The 15,792-nt window shown below is 61.6% G+C and carries 11 protein-coding genes; 10 read left to right on the top strand and 1 reads right to left on the bottom strand.

The features are described 5' to 3' along the window. Positions 1-25 precede the first annotated feature (25 nt). From RYH70_RS06920 to RYH70_RS06875, 10 genes are all read left to right on the top strand, one after another. Entirely contained in the window at positions 26-2,368 is a 2,343-nt protein-coding gene (locus RYH70_RS06920) for a fatty acid cis/trans isomerase (RefSeq protein WP_317009970.1), read from the top strand. Between the two features lie 134 nt (positions 2,369-2,502). Next, on the top strand, positions 2,503-3,171 hold the full coding sequence (locus RYH70_RS06915; RefSeq protein ID WP_145912288.1) for a hypothetical protein: 669 nt from the start codon (positions 2,503-2,505) through the stop codon (positions 3,169-3,171). A gap of 42 nt (positions 3,172-3,213) precedes the next feature. After that, on the top strand, positions 3,214-4,188 hold the full coding sequence (locus RYH70_RS06910; RefSeq protein ID WP_317009969.1) for a tetratricopeptide repeat protein: 975 nt from the start codon (positions 3,214-3,216) through the stop codon (positions 4,186-4,188). A gap of 320 nt (positions 4,189-4,508) precedes the next feature. Beyond that, complete coding sequence (locus RYH70_RS06905; protein ID WP_022996688.1) at positions 4,509-5,501, top strand: GlxA family transcriptional regulator; 993 nt, start codon at positions 4,509-4,511, stop codon at positions 5,499-5,501. 312 nt (positions 5,502-5,813) lie between these two features. Then, complete coding sequence (locus RYH70_RS06900; RefSeq protein WP_026948991.1) at positions 5,814-7,196, top strand: alanine/glycine:cation symporter family protein; 1,383 nt, start codon at positions 5,814-5,816, stop codon at positions 7,194-7,196. Between the two features lie 347 nt (positions 7,197-7,543). Beyond that, positions 7,544-8,419: a GAF domain-containing protein gene (locus RYH70_RS06895; RefSeq protein ID WP_022995552.1), complete on the top strand. Its 876-nt coding sequence runs from the start codon at positions 7,544-7,546 to the stop codon at positions 8,417-8,419. 163 nt (positions 8,420-8,582) lie between these two features. After that, positions 8,583-9,350 carry a GGDEF domain-containing protein gene (locus tag RYH70_RS06890; protein ID WP_026948992.1) on the top strand — a complete coding sequence of 256 codons (768 nt, stop codon included), beginning with the start codon at positions 8,583-8,585 and terminating at the stop codon, positions 9,348-9,350. 187 nt (positions 9,351-9,537) lie between these two features. Then, a complete protein-coding gene (locus RYH70_RS06885; RefSeq protein ID WP_022995550.1) occupies positions 9,538-10,707 on the top strand; it encodes an OmpA family protein in 1,170 nt (389 codons plus the stop codon). A gap of 417 nt (positions 10,708-11,124) precedes the next feature. Next, on the top strand, positions 11,125-12,432 hold the full coding sequence (locus tag RYH70_RS06880) for an acyl-CoA dehydrogenase family protein (RefSeq protein ID WP_022995549.1): 1,308 nt from the start codon (positions 11,125-11,127) through the stop codon (positions 12,430-12,432). Between the two features lie 14 nt (positions 12,433-12,446). Then, positions 12,447-13,652 (top strand): acyl-CoA dehydrogenase family protein, encoded by a 1,206-nt coding sequence (locus tag RYH70_RS06875; protein WP_022995548.1) that lies wholly within the window; start codon positions 12,447-12,449, stop codon positions 13,650-13,652. Between the two features lie 49 nt (positions 13,653-13,701). On the opposite strand, the gene RYH70_RS06870 is transcribed toward RYH70_RS06875, so the two are convergent. Next, positions 13,702-15,714 carry an NADPH-dependent 2,4-dienoyl-CoA reductase gene (locus RYH70_RS06870; protein ID WP_022995547.1) on the bottom strand — a complete coding sequence of 671 codons (2,013 nt, stop codon included), beginning with the start codon at positions 15,712-15,714 and terminating at the stop codon, positions 13,702-13,704. Positions 15,715-15,792: the final 78 nt, after the last annotated feature.

The raw sequence follows: 15,792 nt of genomic DNA, 5'->3' as shown, positions 1-15,792 counted from the left end.
CGAATCACGACCGGAGGGAACCCAGGTGACAAGATTGCAAAAGGCTCTGTTGGGAGCCGTGGCTTTTTTTGTGCCTCTGATCGGCATCGGCGCGGCCGCGCCCTCCTCCTCCGGATCGGCACAGCCGGTTTCCTTTCAGCAGCAGGTCAGACCGGTCCTGGAGCAGCGCTGTATCGCCTGCCACGGCTGTTATGACGCCCCTTGCCAATTGAAACTGGAATCGCCGGAAGGGCTGGCCCGGGGCGCCAACCAGACGCCGGTGTATAACGGCCAGCGCACCTCGGCGGCAGCGCCGTCCCGTCTGTTCATTGACGCGAGGAGTTCCGGCGAATGGCGTAATCGCGGCTTCTTCTCGGTACTGGAAGGCCGCCAGACCATGGACGAAGGCCTGCTTTATCAGATGCTGGTACTGGGCCGGCACCACCGCTTCGAGCCGAACAGCAAGCTGCCGGAAGAGATTCAACTGGGATTGGGCCGCGCCAACGTTTGCCCGGCACCGGAGGACATGGCGGACTACGCCCGCGAGCATCCGCTGGAAGGCATGCCGCTGGGGCTGCCGCCATTGAGCGAGCGGGAATTCGATCTGCTGACAGGCTGGCTGGCCCAGGGCGCGCCGCTGGAGGCCACGCCGGTGAAGCTGACATTGGAAGAACAAGGCCGGATCCGGGCCTGGGAAAGCTGGCTCAACCGGGAAAATCCGCGCCAGCGTCTGGTCGCCCGCTGGGTCTACGAGCACCTGTTCCTGGCTCACCTCTACTTCGACGATGGCCGCCAGAGCCGGCCGCGCCACTTCTTTTCCCTGGTTCGCTCATACACGCCGCCGGGGGAACCCATCGAGCCGGTGGCCACCCGCCGCCCCAACGGTGATCCCGGTGCACCGTTCTGGTACCGGTTGCGGCCGATCACCGAGACCATCGTCCACAAGACCCATATTACCTACGCGCTCACCGACGCCAAGCGCGAACGCATGGAGACGCTGTTCTTCGATACACCCTGGGAGCCCGGTGCGCTGCCCGACTATGACGCCGATGCCCGCGCCAATCCGTTCGAGACGTTTCAGGCCATTCCCGCCCGCGCCCGTTACCAGATCATGCTGGACGACGCCGAGTACTTCGTGCGCACCTTTATTCGTGGTCCGGTATGCCGGGGACAAATCGCCACCGATGTGATCCGCGACCAGTTCTGGACAGTGTTCCAGGATCCGGACCATGACCTTTATGTGGACGATGCCGACTATCAACGTCAGGCGACGCCGCTACTGGGCCTGCCCGGCCAGCACGACGATCTGATTTCACTGGGCCCGCAATGGCTCAAGTACAAGCACAAACGCAATCGCTACCTGCGCGAACGTCAGCAGGCCTACGCCCGGCACGCGCCCGGCGGCCCCACCTGGGAAACGCTCTGGGACGGCGATGGTGATAACAGCAACGCGTTGTTGACCATTTTCCGCCATCATGACAGCGCCTCGGTGCGACGCGGTCTGATCGGCGACCTGCCCCTGACCACCTGGGTCATGGATTACCCGCTGTTCGAGCGCACTTACTATGCCCTGGTGGTGAATTTCGACGTGTTCGGCTCGGTCTCCCATCAGGCCCAGACCCGCCTGTATTTCGACCTGATCCGCAACGGCGCTGAACAGAACATGCTGCGTTACCTGCCGGCGGCGGCGCGCAAGCCGGTGCTGGACGATTGGTATCAGAAGACCGGCAAACTCAAGTTGTTCATCAGCTACGCCAGCGTCGATACCGACACCCCCACCGGCATTGACTATGGCACCAGCACGCCCAAGCAGGAATTCGACGGTAAGCTGCTGACCCGTTTCGCCCATCTCAATGCCCGCCCGGACCCGCTGAACCGCTGCCAGGACGAGCATTGCGCCCTGCCCGGCGCCAACGGTCTCGAACAGCGCGTGCAGCAGGCACTGAGCGTGCTGGCGTCACGGCGGGCCGACGATCTGCCGGTGATCGATCACCTGCCGGAAGTGTCCCTGCTGCAGGTGCGTGGCGAGAACGGCGATCTGGCGGTGTACACACTGCTGCGCAATCGTGCCCACAGCAACGTGGCGTTCATGATGGGCGAATCACTGCGCTATCAGCCCGAATTGGACACGGTGACGATTTACCCCGGCGTTCTCGCCAGCTATCCGAATTTCATGTTCCATCTGCGTGAGGGCGAGTTGGGAGACTTTGTGCGGGCCATGGAGCGGGCGGGCGATGAGAGCGGCTTCGAACGGCTGGTTCAGCGTTTCGGCGTGCGCCGTACCCACCCAGAATTCTGGCGTTATTTCGACGATCTGGGGGATTATTTGTTGGAACATGAACCGACCCAGGCCGGGGTGCTGGACCTGAACCGCTATGAGAATCTTTAACAGTGGCGGGCGTTGCGATATGAAATCCGGCAGTCCTACAATGAGGAACGCATCACGCTGAGCGGGAGCTACCCATGGAGCCGGACGACCGCAATAGCAGTAGATATGCCCCATCCCCCCTGATCCGGGCGACAATGAGCGCTTCGGCCCTGTTCCTGACGATCTGGATTTCCCCAGCCCTGGCCGAGGCAATCCCCTCGCGGGACGGTTGCGTCACCTCGACCATTCCGCACATTTCCCCCGAGCTGGCCAGACAGGCCGGCATGACCCGGCTGCCCAATGGCCAGTATGAGCTGGACATGGCGGCGCTGGCCGCCAGGGCCGGCGGCCCCGCTGCCCTTCTGCGAGTCAGCCGCCGGCAATACGAAGCCAACATGGCATGGCTGAGCGAGATGGCCTCCCTGGTCGCCGATCCCGGCACGCCGTTGCTGCCTCAAGTCCAGTCGGTGTACCGGCAGGGCTGGGAAACCAATGTGGTGGAAATGTCGATTATCCAGGCGATGGAGTGCCAACTCGGCCTGGCGCCCTCCGACCTCGAAAGACCGGCGCCCCCATCGGAGGCGATCGCCGAGCGTCAAAAGCGGATTGCCCAGGGCCGTGCCGAGGCCGAAGCCGAGGCCCGCAAAGCCGCCCGCTGGAGCACGTTCAGTGACATCATGATCGGCGTATCCAATGCAGTAGGCACCGCGGCGGGAGCCATGTCAGGCTCGGGAGGCGGAGGGAGCCCAAGCGGCTCCGGCACCTGCCCGGGAGGGACGCCCAGGGATTCAGCTGGGAAGTGCGAAGTCGGTTACAGTAATTAGTCCTAGCCGGCTACCATAAAAAAACCAAAAAGGCGGCTAACCATGCACACGTTCGCCCCCAAAAGCTTTGCCTCCCACTGGCGTCTTATCGCCGGCTTGCTACCCTGGTTACTAGCCGGTTGCGCCAGCGCGGGTTATCAAATGCCCGATCTCTCTCTCGACGGCCTGTTCAGCAGCGACCAGGCGGCCGCCAGGGATCAGCCCGTGGCCAATATCGGCATCACCCACTGTGATCAACTGACAACCCATGAAGACGACTGGGATCGCGTCAAGGGCATCTCTCCCGTGGAGGGTGAGGATATCGATATCGCCTCCGCGATTGCCGCCTGCGAAAAAGCACTGGCCGAACACCCCGGTCACCGCCGCCTGCAGGCGGAACTGGCCCGCGCCTATGCCGAAGCCTTCCGCTATGACGAAGCCTTCAGGCTCAGTGGCCAGGCCGCCGAGGCGGGCAGTCTCTACGCGCTGATCCAGCAAGGCCATGCCTACCGGTACGGCAGAGGCACGCCAAAGGATATCGACAAGGCCGTCAACGCCTACCAAAGAGCCGCCAAAGCCGGGCACGTCGGGGCGATGAATTATCTGGGCAGCACGCTCTACCAGCGCGATGGCTGGGGCGACCGCTCCAAGGCCAAATCCTGGTACCGGAAATCCGCCGATGCCGGCGATGCCACCGGCATGGCCAACTTCGCCCAGCTCCTTCTCATTGACGGGAAACAGGAAGAGGCGTTCCCCTGGTTCCAAAGGGCCGCCCAACAAGGCAATGCGTTCGCCCTTCAGCAGATCGGTACTTACTACGCCGTGGGAGGAGAGCCGGCCATCAAAGCACCGTACACGGCACTGTCCTACTTTGAAAAAGCAGTGAAAAAAGGGCGGCCCAGTGCCAGCGTCAAGGCGGCGAAGCTCTTCATCCAGGAGGCAGGCGACACCAATTCGCACCTGAATGAGAGTGAACGGCAGGCAAAGGTCCTGTATTGGGTCAAGTACGGAATGCCGACGTTATCAACCCGTCAGTAATACGATACACCGTCAAACCATGGCGGGGTGCGATAAACAAAAAAAACCCCGGACCTGGGTCCGGGGTTTAAAGTACCGTCACAGCATGCCTGCGAAGCAGGCTCCCGAGCCTGATGACGATATACGACTTACGCGGGCAACCAGCCCGGCTGAATCAGCGCCTGTTGGCAAGGTCACCACCGGCATCTGGCAACGTCGCACCGGCAATGACCACAGGATTCAGGAGTGATCAAACTAATAATGGCACCCTTCCTCCAGGGCTGGTATTGTCGCCTATGACTTATTCATGGTGATTTGCGACAAACCTACCAAGGACAACAATGTATCAAGTCAGCGTCCTGGCCTATGACGGCGTTTTCGCCTCCGCCCTGGCAGGGGTGGTGGATCTGCTCAACCTCACCGGCGTGACCTGGAACCGCATCCACGGTCTGCCCCTGGACCGGCAATTCAAGGTTCAGGTGGTCTCCCGCGGCGGCCAGCCGGTGCGCTGCAACGCCGGGCTGAGACTGGCGGTGGATAACGCCATCGAGCGGGTGGACAGCAGCGATCTGGTGCTGGTGCCCACCATTGGCAACGAGATTACCAGTGTGCTCAAAGCGGAACAGGACACCCTGGAATGGCTGCGTTTCCTGCATGCCGGCGGCGCCGATCTGGCCAGCAACTGCACCGGCGCCTTCCTGCTCGCCGAAGCCGGCTTGCTGGACGGACGCCGCGCCACCACCCATTGGGGCTACAGCCCGTTGTTCCGCCAGCGTTACCCGCAGGTGAACCTGAACGAACGCGAGTTGATCACCCGGGATGGCAACATCTTCTGTGCCGGCGGCGGTACCGCCTGGCGCGACCTGACCATCCTGCTGGTGGAGCGCTATTGCGGCGCCGACATGGCGCGGGAGCTGGCCAAGTCGTTCGTCATCGACGTGCGCAACGACCCGCAAAGCATCTACGCCGGTCTGCCGGCCAAGACCTATCACCGCGACGAGCAGGTGCAGCAGGTGCAGTCCTGGCTGCATGAGCACTATGCCGAGCCCACCACCCTGGCCGATCTGGCCCAGCGCGTGCACCTCAGCCCCCGGCAGTTGCAACGGCGCTTTATCGCCGCTCTCGGCGAGCCGCCCCTGCAATATTTACAACGGGTGCGCATCGAGGCCTCACGCAAGATGCTGGAGCGCGGCGCCACCAATCTGGGCACCCTGGCCGAACAGGTCGGCTATCAGGACGTGAGCAGTTTCTCCCGGCTGTTCAAACGCCACACCGGCTTGTCGCCAAGCCATTACCGGCAGCGTTTCGCCCGCGTCGGCGCCCTGCGCGACTGACCTCGGGCCTGTTCACCCTATTTCCATCGCGCCTGCTGGATGCCCTTTTTGCCTCCAGCGAGGCGGAGGGCGCGCGGTTTGGTCATTCCAAATGAGCAACCGACAACGACGCGGGAGGTAAAAAGGGCTCCAGCCCTTCGGGTTGCGGCTAAAACGTCACCACTCCGCGTTACTCGTCGTTCATTTGGAATGACCAAACTTCTCTCCTCGTGCCTGGATTGGTGACGTTTTAGCCGCAACAGGCGCGATGCAAATAGCGTGAACAGGCCCTAGGCGTGCAATTCCAGGCTTCACTCCTTAGAGTGAAGCTTCATGGATGAATCAGAATCACAACTCGAACTGATACTGGGGAAGATCGTCGGCTTTGTCTGGGGCCCGCCACTGGTCACTTTGCTGGTGGGCGGCGGCCTGTTCTTCCTGCTTTATTCCCGTCTGCTGCCCTATCGCCATCTCGGCCGGGGCCTGCGCCTGCTGTTCAAACCACCGGACCATGACGACCAGGGCTCGCTGTCCCATTTTCAGGCCCTGAGCACGGCATTGTCCGGCACTCTGGGCATGGGCAACGTGGGTGGCGTGGCGGTCGCCATCGCCACCGGCGGTCCGGGCGCCATATTCTGGATGTGGATGAGCGCCCTGCTCGGCATCGCCACCAAGTTCTACACCTGCACCCTGGCGGTGATGTACCGGGGCAAGGACAGCGAGGGCACGCTTCAGGGCGGCCCGATGTACATCATCCGCGAAGGCATGGGGCGGCGCTGGCGCCCGCTGGCTTACTTCTTCGCCTTCGCCGGCCTGCTCGGCACCATGCCGATCTTCCAGGTCAATCAACTGGTCCAGGTGGTACGGGACGTAATCGCCACACCAGCCGGCTGGACCACTGATGACCAGCACTTTTTGTTCGACCTCGGACTCGGGGCGCTGCTGGCGATCCTGGTACTGGGGGTGGTGGCCGGCAAACTGCCGCGTCTGGCCCGGGTCACCTCCACCCTGGTGCCGGCCATGGTGCTCAGCTATCTGAGCCTCACCGGCGTGGTGCTGATCGGCAACAGCGACCAGATTCTTCCCGCACTGAAGCTGATCGTCGTCGATGCCTTCACCGGGCAGGCGATGGTCGGCGGCGCTATTGGCGCGATGATCATCACCGGGGTCCGCCGCGCCGCTTTCTCCAATGAGGCCGGCATCGGCACCGAAGCCATGGCCCATGGCGCCGCCCGCACCCGCGAACCGGTCAGCGAGGGTCTGGTGGCCATGCTCGGCCCGGTCATCGACACCCTGGTAGTGTGCACCTGCACCGCTCTGGTGATTCTGATCAGTGGCGTCTGGACCAGCGGCGACAATGACGGCGTCTCACTGACCGCCGCCGCCTTCGCCAGCCTGTTCGACGAGGCCGGTTCGGTGGTCATGGCACTGACGGTGAGTGTGCTGGCCTTCAGCACGGTGCTGACATTCTGGTACTACGGCAGCAAATGCCTGGGATTCATGATCGGCGCCCGCCATCAGCATCATTACGTATGGTTTTACCTTTTTTTAATAGTACTCGGCGCCATTGCATCGCTGAATACGGTGATCAGTGTGGTGGACACCATGTATGCACTCATGGCGATCCCCACCATGACCGCTTCTCTGGCGCTGGCACCCAAGGTGAACCAGGCGGCGCGGCGTTATTTCCGTAAGGACGCCGGGGGAAGCGGCTAGCGCCGGCGCGCATCCCCATTTCGTGGAAGTTGTGATGCCGCCCGGCGCAGGAGGCGATCGTTTTTGCCACTATCCCGTCCGATTCCAGGGAAATGCTCCCAGGAACGGCGATATTTGCGGCTCAAACGGTGCCGAACGTAAAACGGGTGTTGTGGGGTAGACGGATCCTTGGCTTCGAGAATGAACGCGACGCATTTTGGGGGGCGCGGCTTCGAGTATCCGGCTGGCGGGGAGAATACCGCCGCCACCGGGCCAGGCATTTCGCGGAGACCGAAGGTGACGGTTGTCAGGAAGTGGTTCCCGCCCCACAATATACAAAAAATATCACAATCAAGCGGTGTTTAATTATGTTGTGGGGGAAAACACACTCATTCCATCGGTTTGTCGACACCCAGCTACGGGACCTGCGCGAACGTTACGGCCTGTCCCTGTGGATGCTGATTCGTAAAACCGGCGACGATTGGCGCCTGCTGCGCAGTAACGGTAGCGGCTATGCCTTGACCATTGGCGAACACTTCAGATGGCCGGATACCCGCGGCCGAACCGGATCGCCAGCCCATACCGATGCCGGCGTACTGCTGGACGCCGAAGCCCATTCACCGCCCTATCCGGTGAATCGACCGATGAAGGTCGGGGCCTGTCTGCGACTGCCGCTGTACGGCGACGGGGATCGCCTGCTTGCCGTGCTTTGCGCGCTGGATCCGGAACCGCAGCCCCATCTGGCCGAGCACTTATTGCCTTCCTTGAAACGTCAGGCGTTTCTACTGGAAACCGCCTTGTCATGGAACCTTTCCCTGCTCAACCAGCAAAGGGTCAGTGACTTTCTTGAAGATGATGGCCGTGATCCGGATACCGGCATTCTCGATGTCACTGGATGGTCGCGGATTCTGGAAAAAGAACGCCAGCGCTGCCGCGACTACGGTCTCGGCGCCACCATTTTGCGTTTGCACGGCACCGGCCTGGAACGGTGTGACCGCCGCCAGCGGCTGGCCGACTCCCTCGCCGCCCTGGTGCGTGAGCAGGATATGGTGGCCTATCTCGGCCATGGCCAGTTCGCGATACTGCTCGCGGAAACCTCGATAATGCAAAGCCTGCGCATGCGCGCGCGCATCCTTGATGCCCTCGCCGCCAAGGATCTGCCGGTGGTGTGCGAGCCGGAAAGCCTGCTCCTTAATTCCAGTGTTCTTCAGCCCGAGGTGCTGTTACACAGCGCCGTCCATTAAGGCCTGTTCACCAACAAGCCGCTTTCCACCGCGAAAAATCAAGGCGCGGTGGAAAGCCTGCCCGCCAGCGAAGCGTCCTTCCCTCCAGGGAACTTGCACCCGTCCCCACCTGACCGGATACTCTCAGCTTCCAGGAAAGAATCGATTTTTTGGGGGGAAAACCATGGCGTCGGCTCATAGTGCTCATTCGGATTCGCCGACACCGGTCAGGGCCGGGGACCGCTTTTATGCCTTACGCATGACCGCTCTGATTACCTTTTGCGGTTTGCTGCTGTCCTCCCTGATCACCAGCATCGGTGTCTTGCTTACCGGCGAACGGGACTGGCTGTCCGCGATCTGCCTGGCCTTGTTGATTCCCCTGCTGTTGCTCCCCCCTCTGGGCTATCCGCTGTTGTTGCGCTTGTCCTCCCTGCGACGGGAAAATCGCGTTCTGCAACAGCAGGTTCGCGAAGATCATCTCACCGGTTTGTTCAATCGCCCGCACTTGCTGGGCATGTTGGAACGCGAACTGTCCCTGAGTCAGCGCCACGATTACGTGGTGTCCGTTTTACTTTTGGATGTCGCCGATTTCACCGATCTGGCCGACCGTCATGGCCGCCGCGCCGCCGATCGCCTGCTGCGGGTATTCGCCGACCGCATCCGGGACAAGATTCGCGAAAGCGACCTGTTCGGACGTATCGACGGCGCCCAGTTCCTTCTGGTACTGCCTCATACCAGCCAGCACGATGCCCTCCACATGGCGGAAGGCCTGCGCGCGCTGGTCACCAGCATGCAGGTGCCGGGGATCGAGGACAGCCTCCAGTTTGAAGTTCGTCTGGGGGTGGCCAGTACGGAGAACACCGGCCCCAATCTGAACGCTCTACTGAATGAGGCCGACTACACGCTCTATCAAAGCCGGAATGATCTCCGTCACCGCGCCGGCCAAAACTAACCCTAATTACCTACACATAATGCAACCTTCTGGTACCAATCATTAACAAACTGACGTTTTTCATGTCGCTGTATGACATGTGTTTGTAAATTTTCTTATTAATAAGCGCCGCCCCATTTACTCCTAAAATATGCATGACAAACTGTTCCAGTGTTTGTTCTGCCTACACGATAAAAAGGAAGGAGTTATGGACGCTAAACGTTTTCTTGCCTCCAGCATCGCACTGGCATCCGTATCCGTTGCGAGTGTTGCCACGGCCGCGGATATCCCCGATCGGTATTTCTATCTCGGTGGTCACGTCAGCCAAAGCTGGATGGACATAGGCGATCACTACGAGGGTGACGGGTATATTGACGACAACGTGCCCGGTGTCAGCACCGATACCGTGACCCTGCCGGGCGCGCAACTCGGTTACCGCTTCAACCGTGACTGGTCCATCCAGGCATGGTGGGAACGCAACAACTACAACAGCGTGGACCTGCGCAACAACTTCGTCAGCCTGCGCAAGCACTTCCGTGGTGACGCTTCCCCGTTCGAAACCTATGTCGGTTTGAACGCCGGTGAAACCCGTACTGAGTTCAACAGCCAAAGCGACGACGATTTCAAGGAAACCGTTGGTGGTGTTGAATTCGGTGTGCAAACCGCGCTGGCTCGCAACTTCCTGCTGGACGTAGGCGCACGCCCGACCTACAGCTTCCGCAGCGAGCGTTGGGATGGCCAGATCTACGCCGGCCTGAACCTGCTGATCGGCGCTTCCAGCGCTGCCAAGCCGGCTCCGGTAACCGACGTGGCCACCGACAGCGACGGCGACGGTGTTCCGGATGATCGTGATCAATGCCCGAACACTCCGGCCGGCGCGGTAGTCGATGCCCGCGGTTGTGAGCTGGACGACGATGGTGACGGCGTACCGAACAGCGCTGACCAGTGCCCGAACACCCCGGCCGGCGCGAAAGTCGACGAGGTGGGCTGCCAGCTCTACCTGACCGAAGACATTAAAGAAACCCTGTACGTGGAGTTCGAGTTCGACAAGGCGGTTGTTCGTCAAACCTCCTACCCCGAGCTGGAAGGCCTGGCTACCCGCATGCGCGAGTACCCGTCCGCGAACCTGGTTCTGGAAGGTCACACCGACAGCACCGGTCCGGAAGGCTACAACCAGAAACTGTCCCAGCAGCGTGCCAACGCCGTGAAGGACGTGCTGGTTAACCACTTCAACGTGGACAGCAACCGCATCTCCACTGAAGGTTACGGCGAAGCCAAACCGATTGCTGACAACAGCACTCGCGAAGGCCGCGCTCAGAACCGTCGCGTGGAAGCGATCATGAAAGCGACCGTGAAAGAAGCTCAGTTCCAGGATTAATCGGAACCGCTTCAAACAGAGAGTCCTCGACTCTTGGAAAAGCCCGGCCTTCGCGCCGGGCTTTTTTTGTGGCGGAATAACGGGAATGGAGGGCTCGAGTCTGTGTGGACAACCGCTGGCACGGAAAGGGCTACCAAGCCGCTGTGGGAGCGTGCCTGCAAGCGACTAGGCTCTCGGGCCCCAGGATTCGCTTGCAGGCAAGCTCCCACAGCGACGTTGTAGCGGCTCCGCTGTCCACGATGGAGAGGGATGCCGTTTTTCTCCATCCCCCTGCCCGGCAACCCCTAATCCGTCAGCGTCAAGACTGCTCGGTCATTGTCGTGGCTGCGCTGCCGCCTCCTCTGGTCGAGGCAGTCAATCCCTGAGAGGCCACCTGCCCCATAATCGGATCATTCGATAACGACCACGGGGATTCTCATGGCCAAAGATGCTATTGGCTACGCACTCACTGCCCTTAACCGTCTGGCGTCCTCCGAGTTGCTGGACCGGCTGGGTATGCGCCATACCGCCGAGCGGCTGGCCTATCGCTTGACCAAGGGCGGTTTCCAGGTGCTCACCACTTCCGCCCGCGCCTTCAAGTCCGCCCGTAAAGTGGATCGGCCCGAGCGCCTCAACGCGCCGGGTACCACCACGGACCTGTTCGATCTCAATATCACCGAAGAGCAGCAGATGATCCGCGACAGCGTGCGGGCTTTCGCCGGCGAGGTGCTGAGAGAACAAGCGGAACGGGCCGATCATGACCAGGGTACCGCCGAGGAGGTGATGGGCCAGGCGCGGGAGCTGGGGCTGAATTTCTTCGCCGTCCCGGAAGCGCTCGGCGGCGCCGCCAACGAGAGCACCACCGTCACCAGCATGCTGGTGGCCGAGGATCTGGGCTGGGGTGACATGGGGCAGGCGGTGGCGATTCTGGCGCCCATGGGCGTCGCCAATGCGCTGACCCGCTGGGGTACGGCCACACAACAGGACAAGTACCTGGGCAGCTTCGCCGAGGAACAGGCGCCGCTGGCCACCATCGCGGTCACGGAGCCGCGCCCGCTGTTCGATCCCATGGTGCTGAACACCCACGCCACCCGCGATGGCGACGACTGGGTCATCACCGGTGAGAAGTCCCTGGTTCCGCTGGCCGCGGAAGCCGAGCTGTTTCTGGTGGCGGCGGCCACCGAGGAAGGACCGGCGGTGTTCATCGTCGAAGGTGGCACCGAGGGGCTGACCGTGGGAGAAGACCCCGCCATGGGAATTCGCGCCAGCGCACAACGGCCGCTGCGCCTCGATGAAGTGAGGGTCCCGGAACAGAATCGCCTGGGCGACGAGGATTTTGACTATCGCGCCTTCGTCGACCTCGGCACTCTGGCTTGGTGCGCTCTGGCTATCGGCACTGCCCAGGCGGTACTGGATTACGTGGTCCCTTACTGCAATGAGCGTACCGCTTTTGGTGAGCCGATCAGCCACCGTCAGGCGGTGGCCTTCATGATCGCCGACATGGCCATCGAACTGGATGCCATGCGTATGCTTACCTACCGCGCGGCGTGCCGCGCCGAGCAGGGCAAATCGTTCCGCCGCGAGGCTCATCTGGCCCGTACTCTGGTCAAGGACAAAGCCATGAAGATCGGCACCGATGGCGTTCAGCTTCTCGGCGGCCACGGCTTTACCAAGGAGTATCCGGTGGAACGCTGGTACCGTGATCTGCGTGCCGTTGGCGTCGCCTTTGGCGGCCTGCATCTGTAAGGAGGGAAACCCACATGAATATCGAGATTCCAAAGAAATTCAAACCGCTGATCAATAACGCCTATCAAGTGGCGCGCAGCACCCTCCGTCCGATTTCCCGTAAGTATGACCGCGGCGAGCACGAATACCCCAAGGAGCTGGACATGCTGGCCGCCGTGCTGGACGGCTTCAACGAAGGCGATCCGGCCAACTCCGCCGGGGCCGCCACCACCGGCAGCGGCAAGGTGGAGGACAGTGGCAGTGTGAAGAACGGCGCCAATATGGGCGTTTGTCTGGGCGCCATGGAAATGTGCTATGGCGATACGGGCTTTCTGCTGGCCATGCCTCGCCAGGGGCTGGGCAATGCCGCCATCGCCGCCGTCGCCAATGACGAACAGCTGGAGCGTTTCAAGGGCAAATGGGCCGCCATGGCGATCACCGAACCGGGCTGCGGTTCCGATTCCGCCGCCATTCGCACCACCGCGAAAAAGGATGGCGATCACTACGTTCTCAACGGCGAGAAAATTTTCGTCACGTCCGGCCAGCGCGCCGACTGCGTGGTGGTTTGGGCGACCCTGGATCCACAGTTGGGCCGCGCCGCCATCAAGTCATTCGTGGTGGATTGGGGCACACCGGGCATGGAACTGGCCCGCCTGGAGAAAAAGCTGGGCATCCGCGCCTCCGACACCGCCGCCATCAACTTCGTGGATTGCCGGGTACCGGCGGAGAATCTGCTGGGCAGCCCGGAGATCGATACCAAGAAGGGCTTCGCCGGAGTGATGGAGACCTTCGACAACACCCGCCCGCTGGTGGCCGCCATGGCCATCGGCTGCGCCAAGGCCTCATTGGAACGTATCAAGGAATTGCTCGAAAAACAGATGAGCTACGATTACGGCAAACCGGTGGACAACTGCTCCGCCGTGGAAGCTGAAATCTACAAAATGGAAGCGGACTGGGAAGCGGCTTATTGGCTGGCGGTGAAGGCCGCCTGGATGGCGGACAACAAGAAAGCCAATACTCTGGAAGCTTCGATCAGCAAAGCCAAGGCCGGCCGGGTCGGAAACTATATCACTCTGCGCTGCGTGGAACTGGCGGGCAGCCTCGGCTACACCGAGGACGAACTGCTGGAAAAATGGGCCCGTGATTCAAAGATTCTCGACATCTTCGAAGGTACCCAGCAAATCCAGCAACTGGTGATTGCCCGGCGGGTGCTGGGGTTGAGTTCGAAAGAACTGAAATAAAACCGCGCGGTCCTTTTCTTTATCAAGGAAGAGGACCGCGATTGTCGTTTTATAGCGACGCGGCTAGTTCGGCGCCCTGGCGAATGGCCCGCTTGGCATCCAGCTCTGCCGCCAGTTGCGCGCCGCCGATCAGGTGAAGATTCTCCTCACCTTCCCGATACAGTTCCTTGAGCGGCTCCTGACCGGCGCAAAGCACCACGTGATCCACATCCAGTAGCCGGGCTTCGCCGTTTACCGTCAGATGCAACCCCTGATCATCCACCTTCTGGTAATCGCAGCCGGGCAACATTTCCACCTGGCGCTGTTTCAAGGTGGCCCGGTGCACCCAGCCCGAGGTTTTGTTCAGGCCCTTGCCCACGGAGCTGTCCTTGCGCTGCAACAGGTACAGGCGCCGTTGTGGTTTCGGAGGTTCCGCTTCCACCAGGCCACCGCGCGCGTCGGAAGTGAAATCCACGCCCCACTCCGCCATCCATTCCGGCAACGGTTGATGGCCTTCACGGGGGGCTTCGGCGAGGAATTCCGCCACATCAAAGCCAATGCCGCCGGCACCAATGATGGCGACTTTCTCTCCTACCTTAACCTTGCCCTGCAGGACGTCCACGTAGGACACCACCTTGGCGTGATCGACACCCGGGATTGACGGCGTGCGTGGCACCACGCCGGTGGCCACCACGATCTCATCGAAACCCTGCTGTTGCAGTTCCTCGGTGGTGACCCGCTGGCCCAGACGCAGTTCCACGCCGGTCACCTCCAGACGCCGCTGGAAATAGCGCAGGGTGTGATAGAACTCTTCCTTGCCCGGGATGCGCTTGGCCATATTGAACTGGCCGCCAATGGCGTCCGCTTGTTCGAACAGCGTGACCCGATGCCCCCGTTCCGCCGCCACCGTGGCGCAAGCCAGCCCCGCCGGGCCGGCCCCCACCACCGCGACCCGCTTCGGATTGGCGGTTTTAAGATAGATCAGTTCGGTTTCGTGGCAGGCGCGCGGGTTGACCAGACAGGACGCCCGCTTCAGTTCAAAGGTGTGATCCAGGCAAGCCTGATTGCAGGCGATGCAGGTGTTGATCTCATCCACCCGTCCCTGTTCGGTCTTGCGCACGAACTCAGGATCCGCCAGCATCGGCCGCGCCATCGATACCGCATCGGCCCAGCCGTTGGCCAGAATATTCTCGGCCACATCCGGGTCATTGATACGGTTTGAGGCCACCACCGGGATCGACACCTGATCCTTGATCTGTTTGGTGACCTCCGCGAACGCGGCCCGGGGCACCGATGTCACGATGGTCGGTACCCGCGCTTCATGCCAACCGATACCGGTATTGATCAACGATGCGCCGGCGCCTTCCACTTCCCGCGCCAATGCCAGCACTTCTTCCCGGGTACAGCCGTCCGGCACCAGGTCAATGGCGGAGAGCCGGTACATGACGATGAAATCATCACCGCACCGGCGACGGGTCTCCGCCACGATTTCCACCGGGAAGCGGCGGCGATTTTCCGCCGAACCACCGTACTGGTCGGTGCGCTTGTTGGTGCGCGGCGCGGTGAACTGGTTAATCAGATAGCCTTCCGAGCCCATGATCTCGACACCGTCGTAACCGGCCTGTTTGGCCAGCGCCGCGGTGCGGGCGAAATCCTGCACGGTGCGGCGGACTTCGCGGGTGGACAGGGCCTTGGGCTTGAACGGGTTGATCGGGCTTTTGATCGCCGAGGCGGAACCGGAGAACGGGTGATAGCTGTAGCGGCCGGCGTGCAATATCTGCAGCACGATCTTGCCGCCCTCGCGATGCACCGCGTCGGTCACCAGGCGATGATTACGCACATCCAGGCGGCTGTTGAAGGTGCCCGCCAGCGGATAGAACCAGCCGCGCCGGTTGGGATTGAAGCCGCCGGTGACGATCAGGCCGACACCGCCACGGGCGCGCTCGGCGAAATACGCCGCCAGTTTTGGAAACTGCCAGAAACGGTCCTCGAGTCCGGTGTGCATGGACCCCATGATGACCCGGTTTTTCAGCTGTGTGTGCCCCAGGTCCAGGGGCGAAAGCAGGCGCGAGTATTCGCTCATCAGTGCTCTCCAAATTGGCGGCGGCTTGATCTGGACGCCGTCAAGTTAGGATACTGTCTTGACACTGTCAAGATATCC

The sequence above is a fragment of the Alloalcanivorax xenomutans genome, assembly GCF_032810065.1.
Lineage (GTDB): Bacteria > Pseudomonadota > Gammaproteobacteria > Pseudomonadales > Alcanivoracaceae > Alloalcanivorax > Alloalcanivorax xenomutans.
The sequence above is the reverse complement of the archived record's forward strand: the minus strand, read 5'-3'. Positions and strand labels throughout refer to the sequence as shown.

Excerpts from the sequence above, each read along its gene's own strand:
- RYH70_RS06915 (WP_145912288.1), top strand. The coding sequence starts at position 2,503 with ATGAGCGCTTCGGCCCTGTTCCTGACGATCTGGATTTCCCCAGCCCTG.
- RYH70_RS06910 (WP_317009969.1), top strand. The coding sequence starts at position 3,214 with ATGCACACGTTCGCCCCCAAAAGCTTTGCCTCCCACTGGCGTCTTATC.
- RYH70_RS06905 (WP_022996688.1), top strand. The coding sequence starts at position 4,509 with ATGTATCAAGTCAGCGTCCTGGCCTATGACGGCGTTTTCGCCTCCGCC.
- RYH70_RS06900 (WP_026948991.1), top strand. The coding sequence starts at position 5,814 with ATGGATGAATCAGAATCACAACTCGAACTGATACTGGGGAAGATCGTC.
- RYH70_RS06895 (WP_022995552.1), top strand. The coding sequence starts at position 7,544 with ATGTTGTGGGGGAAAACACACTCATTCCATCGGTTTGTCGACACCCAG.
- RYH70_RS06890 (WP_026948992.1), top strand. The coding sequence starts at position 8,583 with ATGGCGTCGGCTCATAGTGCTCATTCGGATTCGCCGACACCGGTCAGG.
- RYH70_RS06885 (WP_022995550.1), top strand. The coding sequence starts at position 9,538 with ATGGACGCTAAACGTTTTCTTGCCTCCAGCATCGCACTGGCATCCGTA.
- RYH70_RS06880 (WP_022995549.1), top strand. The coding sequence starts at position 11,125 with ATGGCCAAAGATGCTATTGGCTACGCACTCACTGCCCTTAACCGTCTG.
- RYH70_RS06875 (WP_022995548.1), top strand. The coding sequence starts at position 12,447 with ATGAATATCGAGATTCCAAAGAAATTCAAACCGCTGATCAATAACGCC.
- RYH70_RS06870 (WP_022995547.1), bottom strand. The coding sequence starts at position 15,714 with ATGAGCGAATACTCGCGCCTGCTTTCGCCCCTGGACCTGGGGCACACA.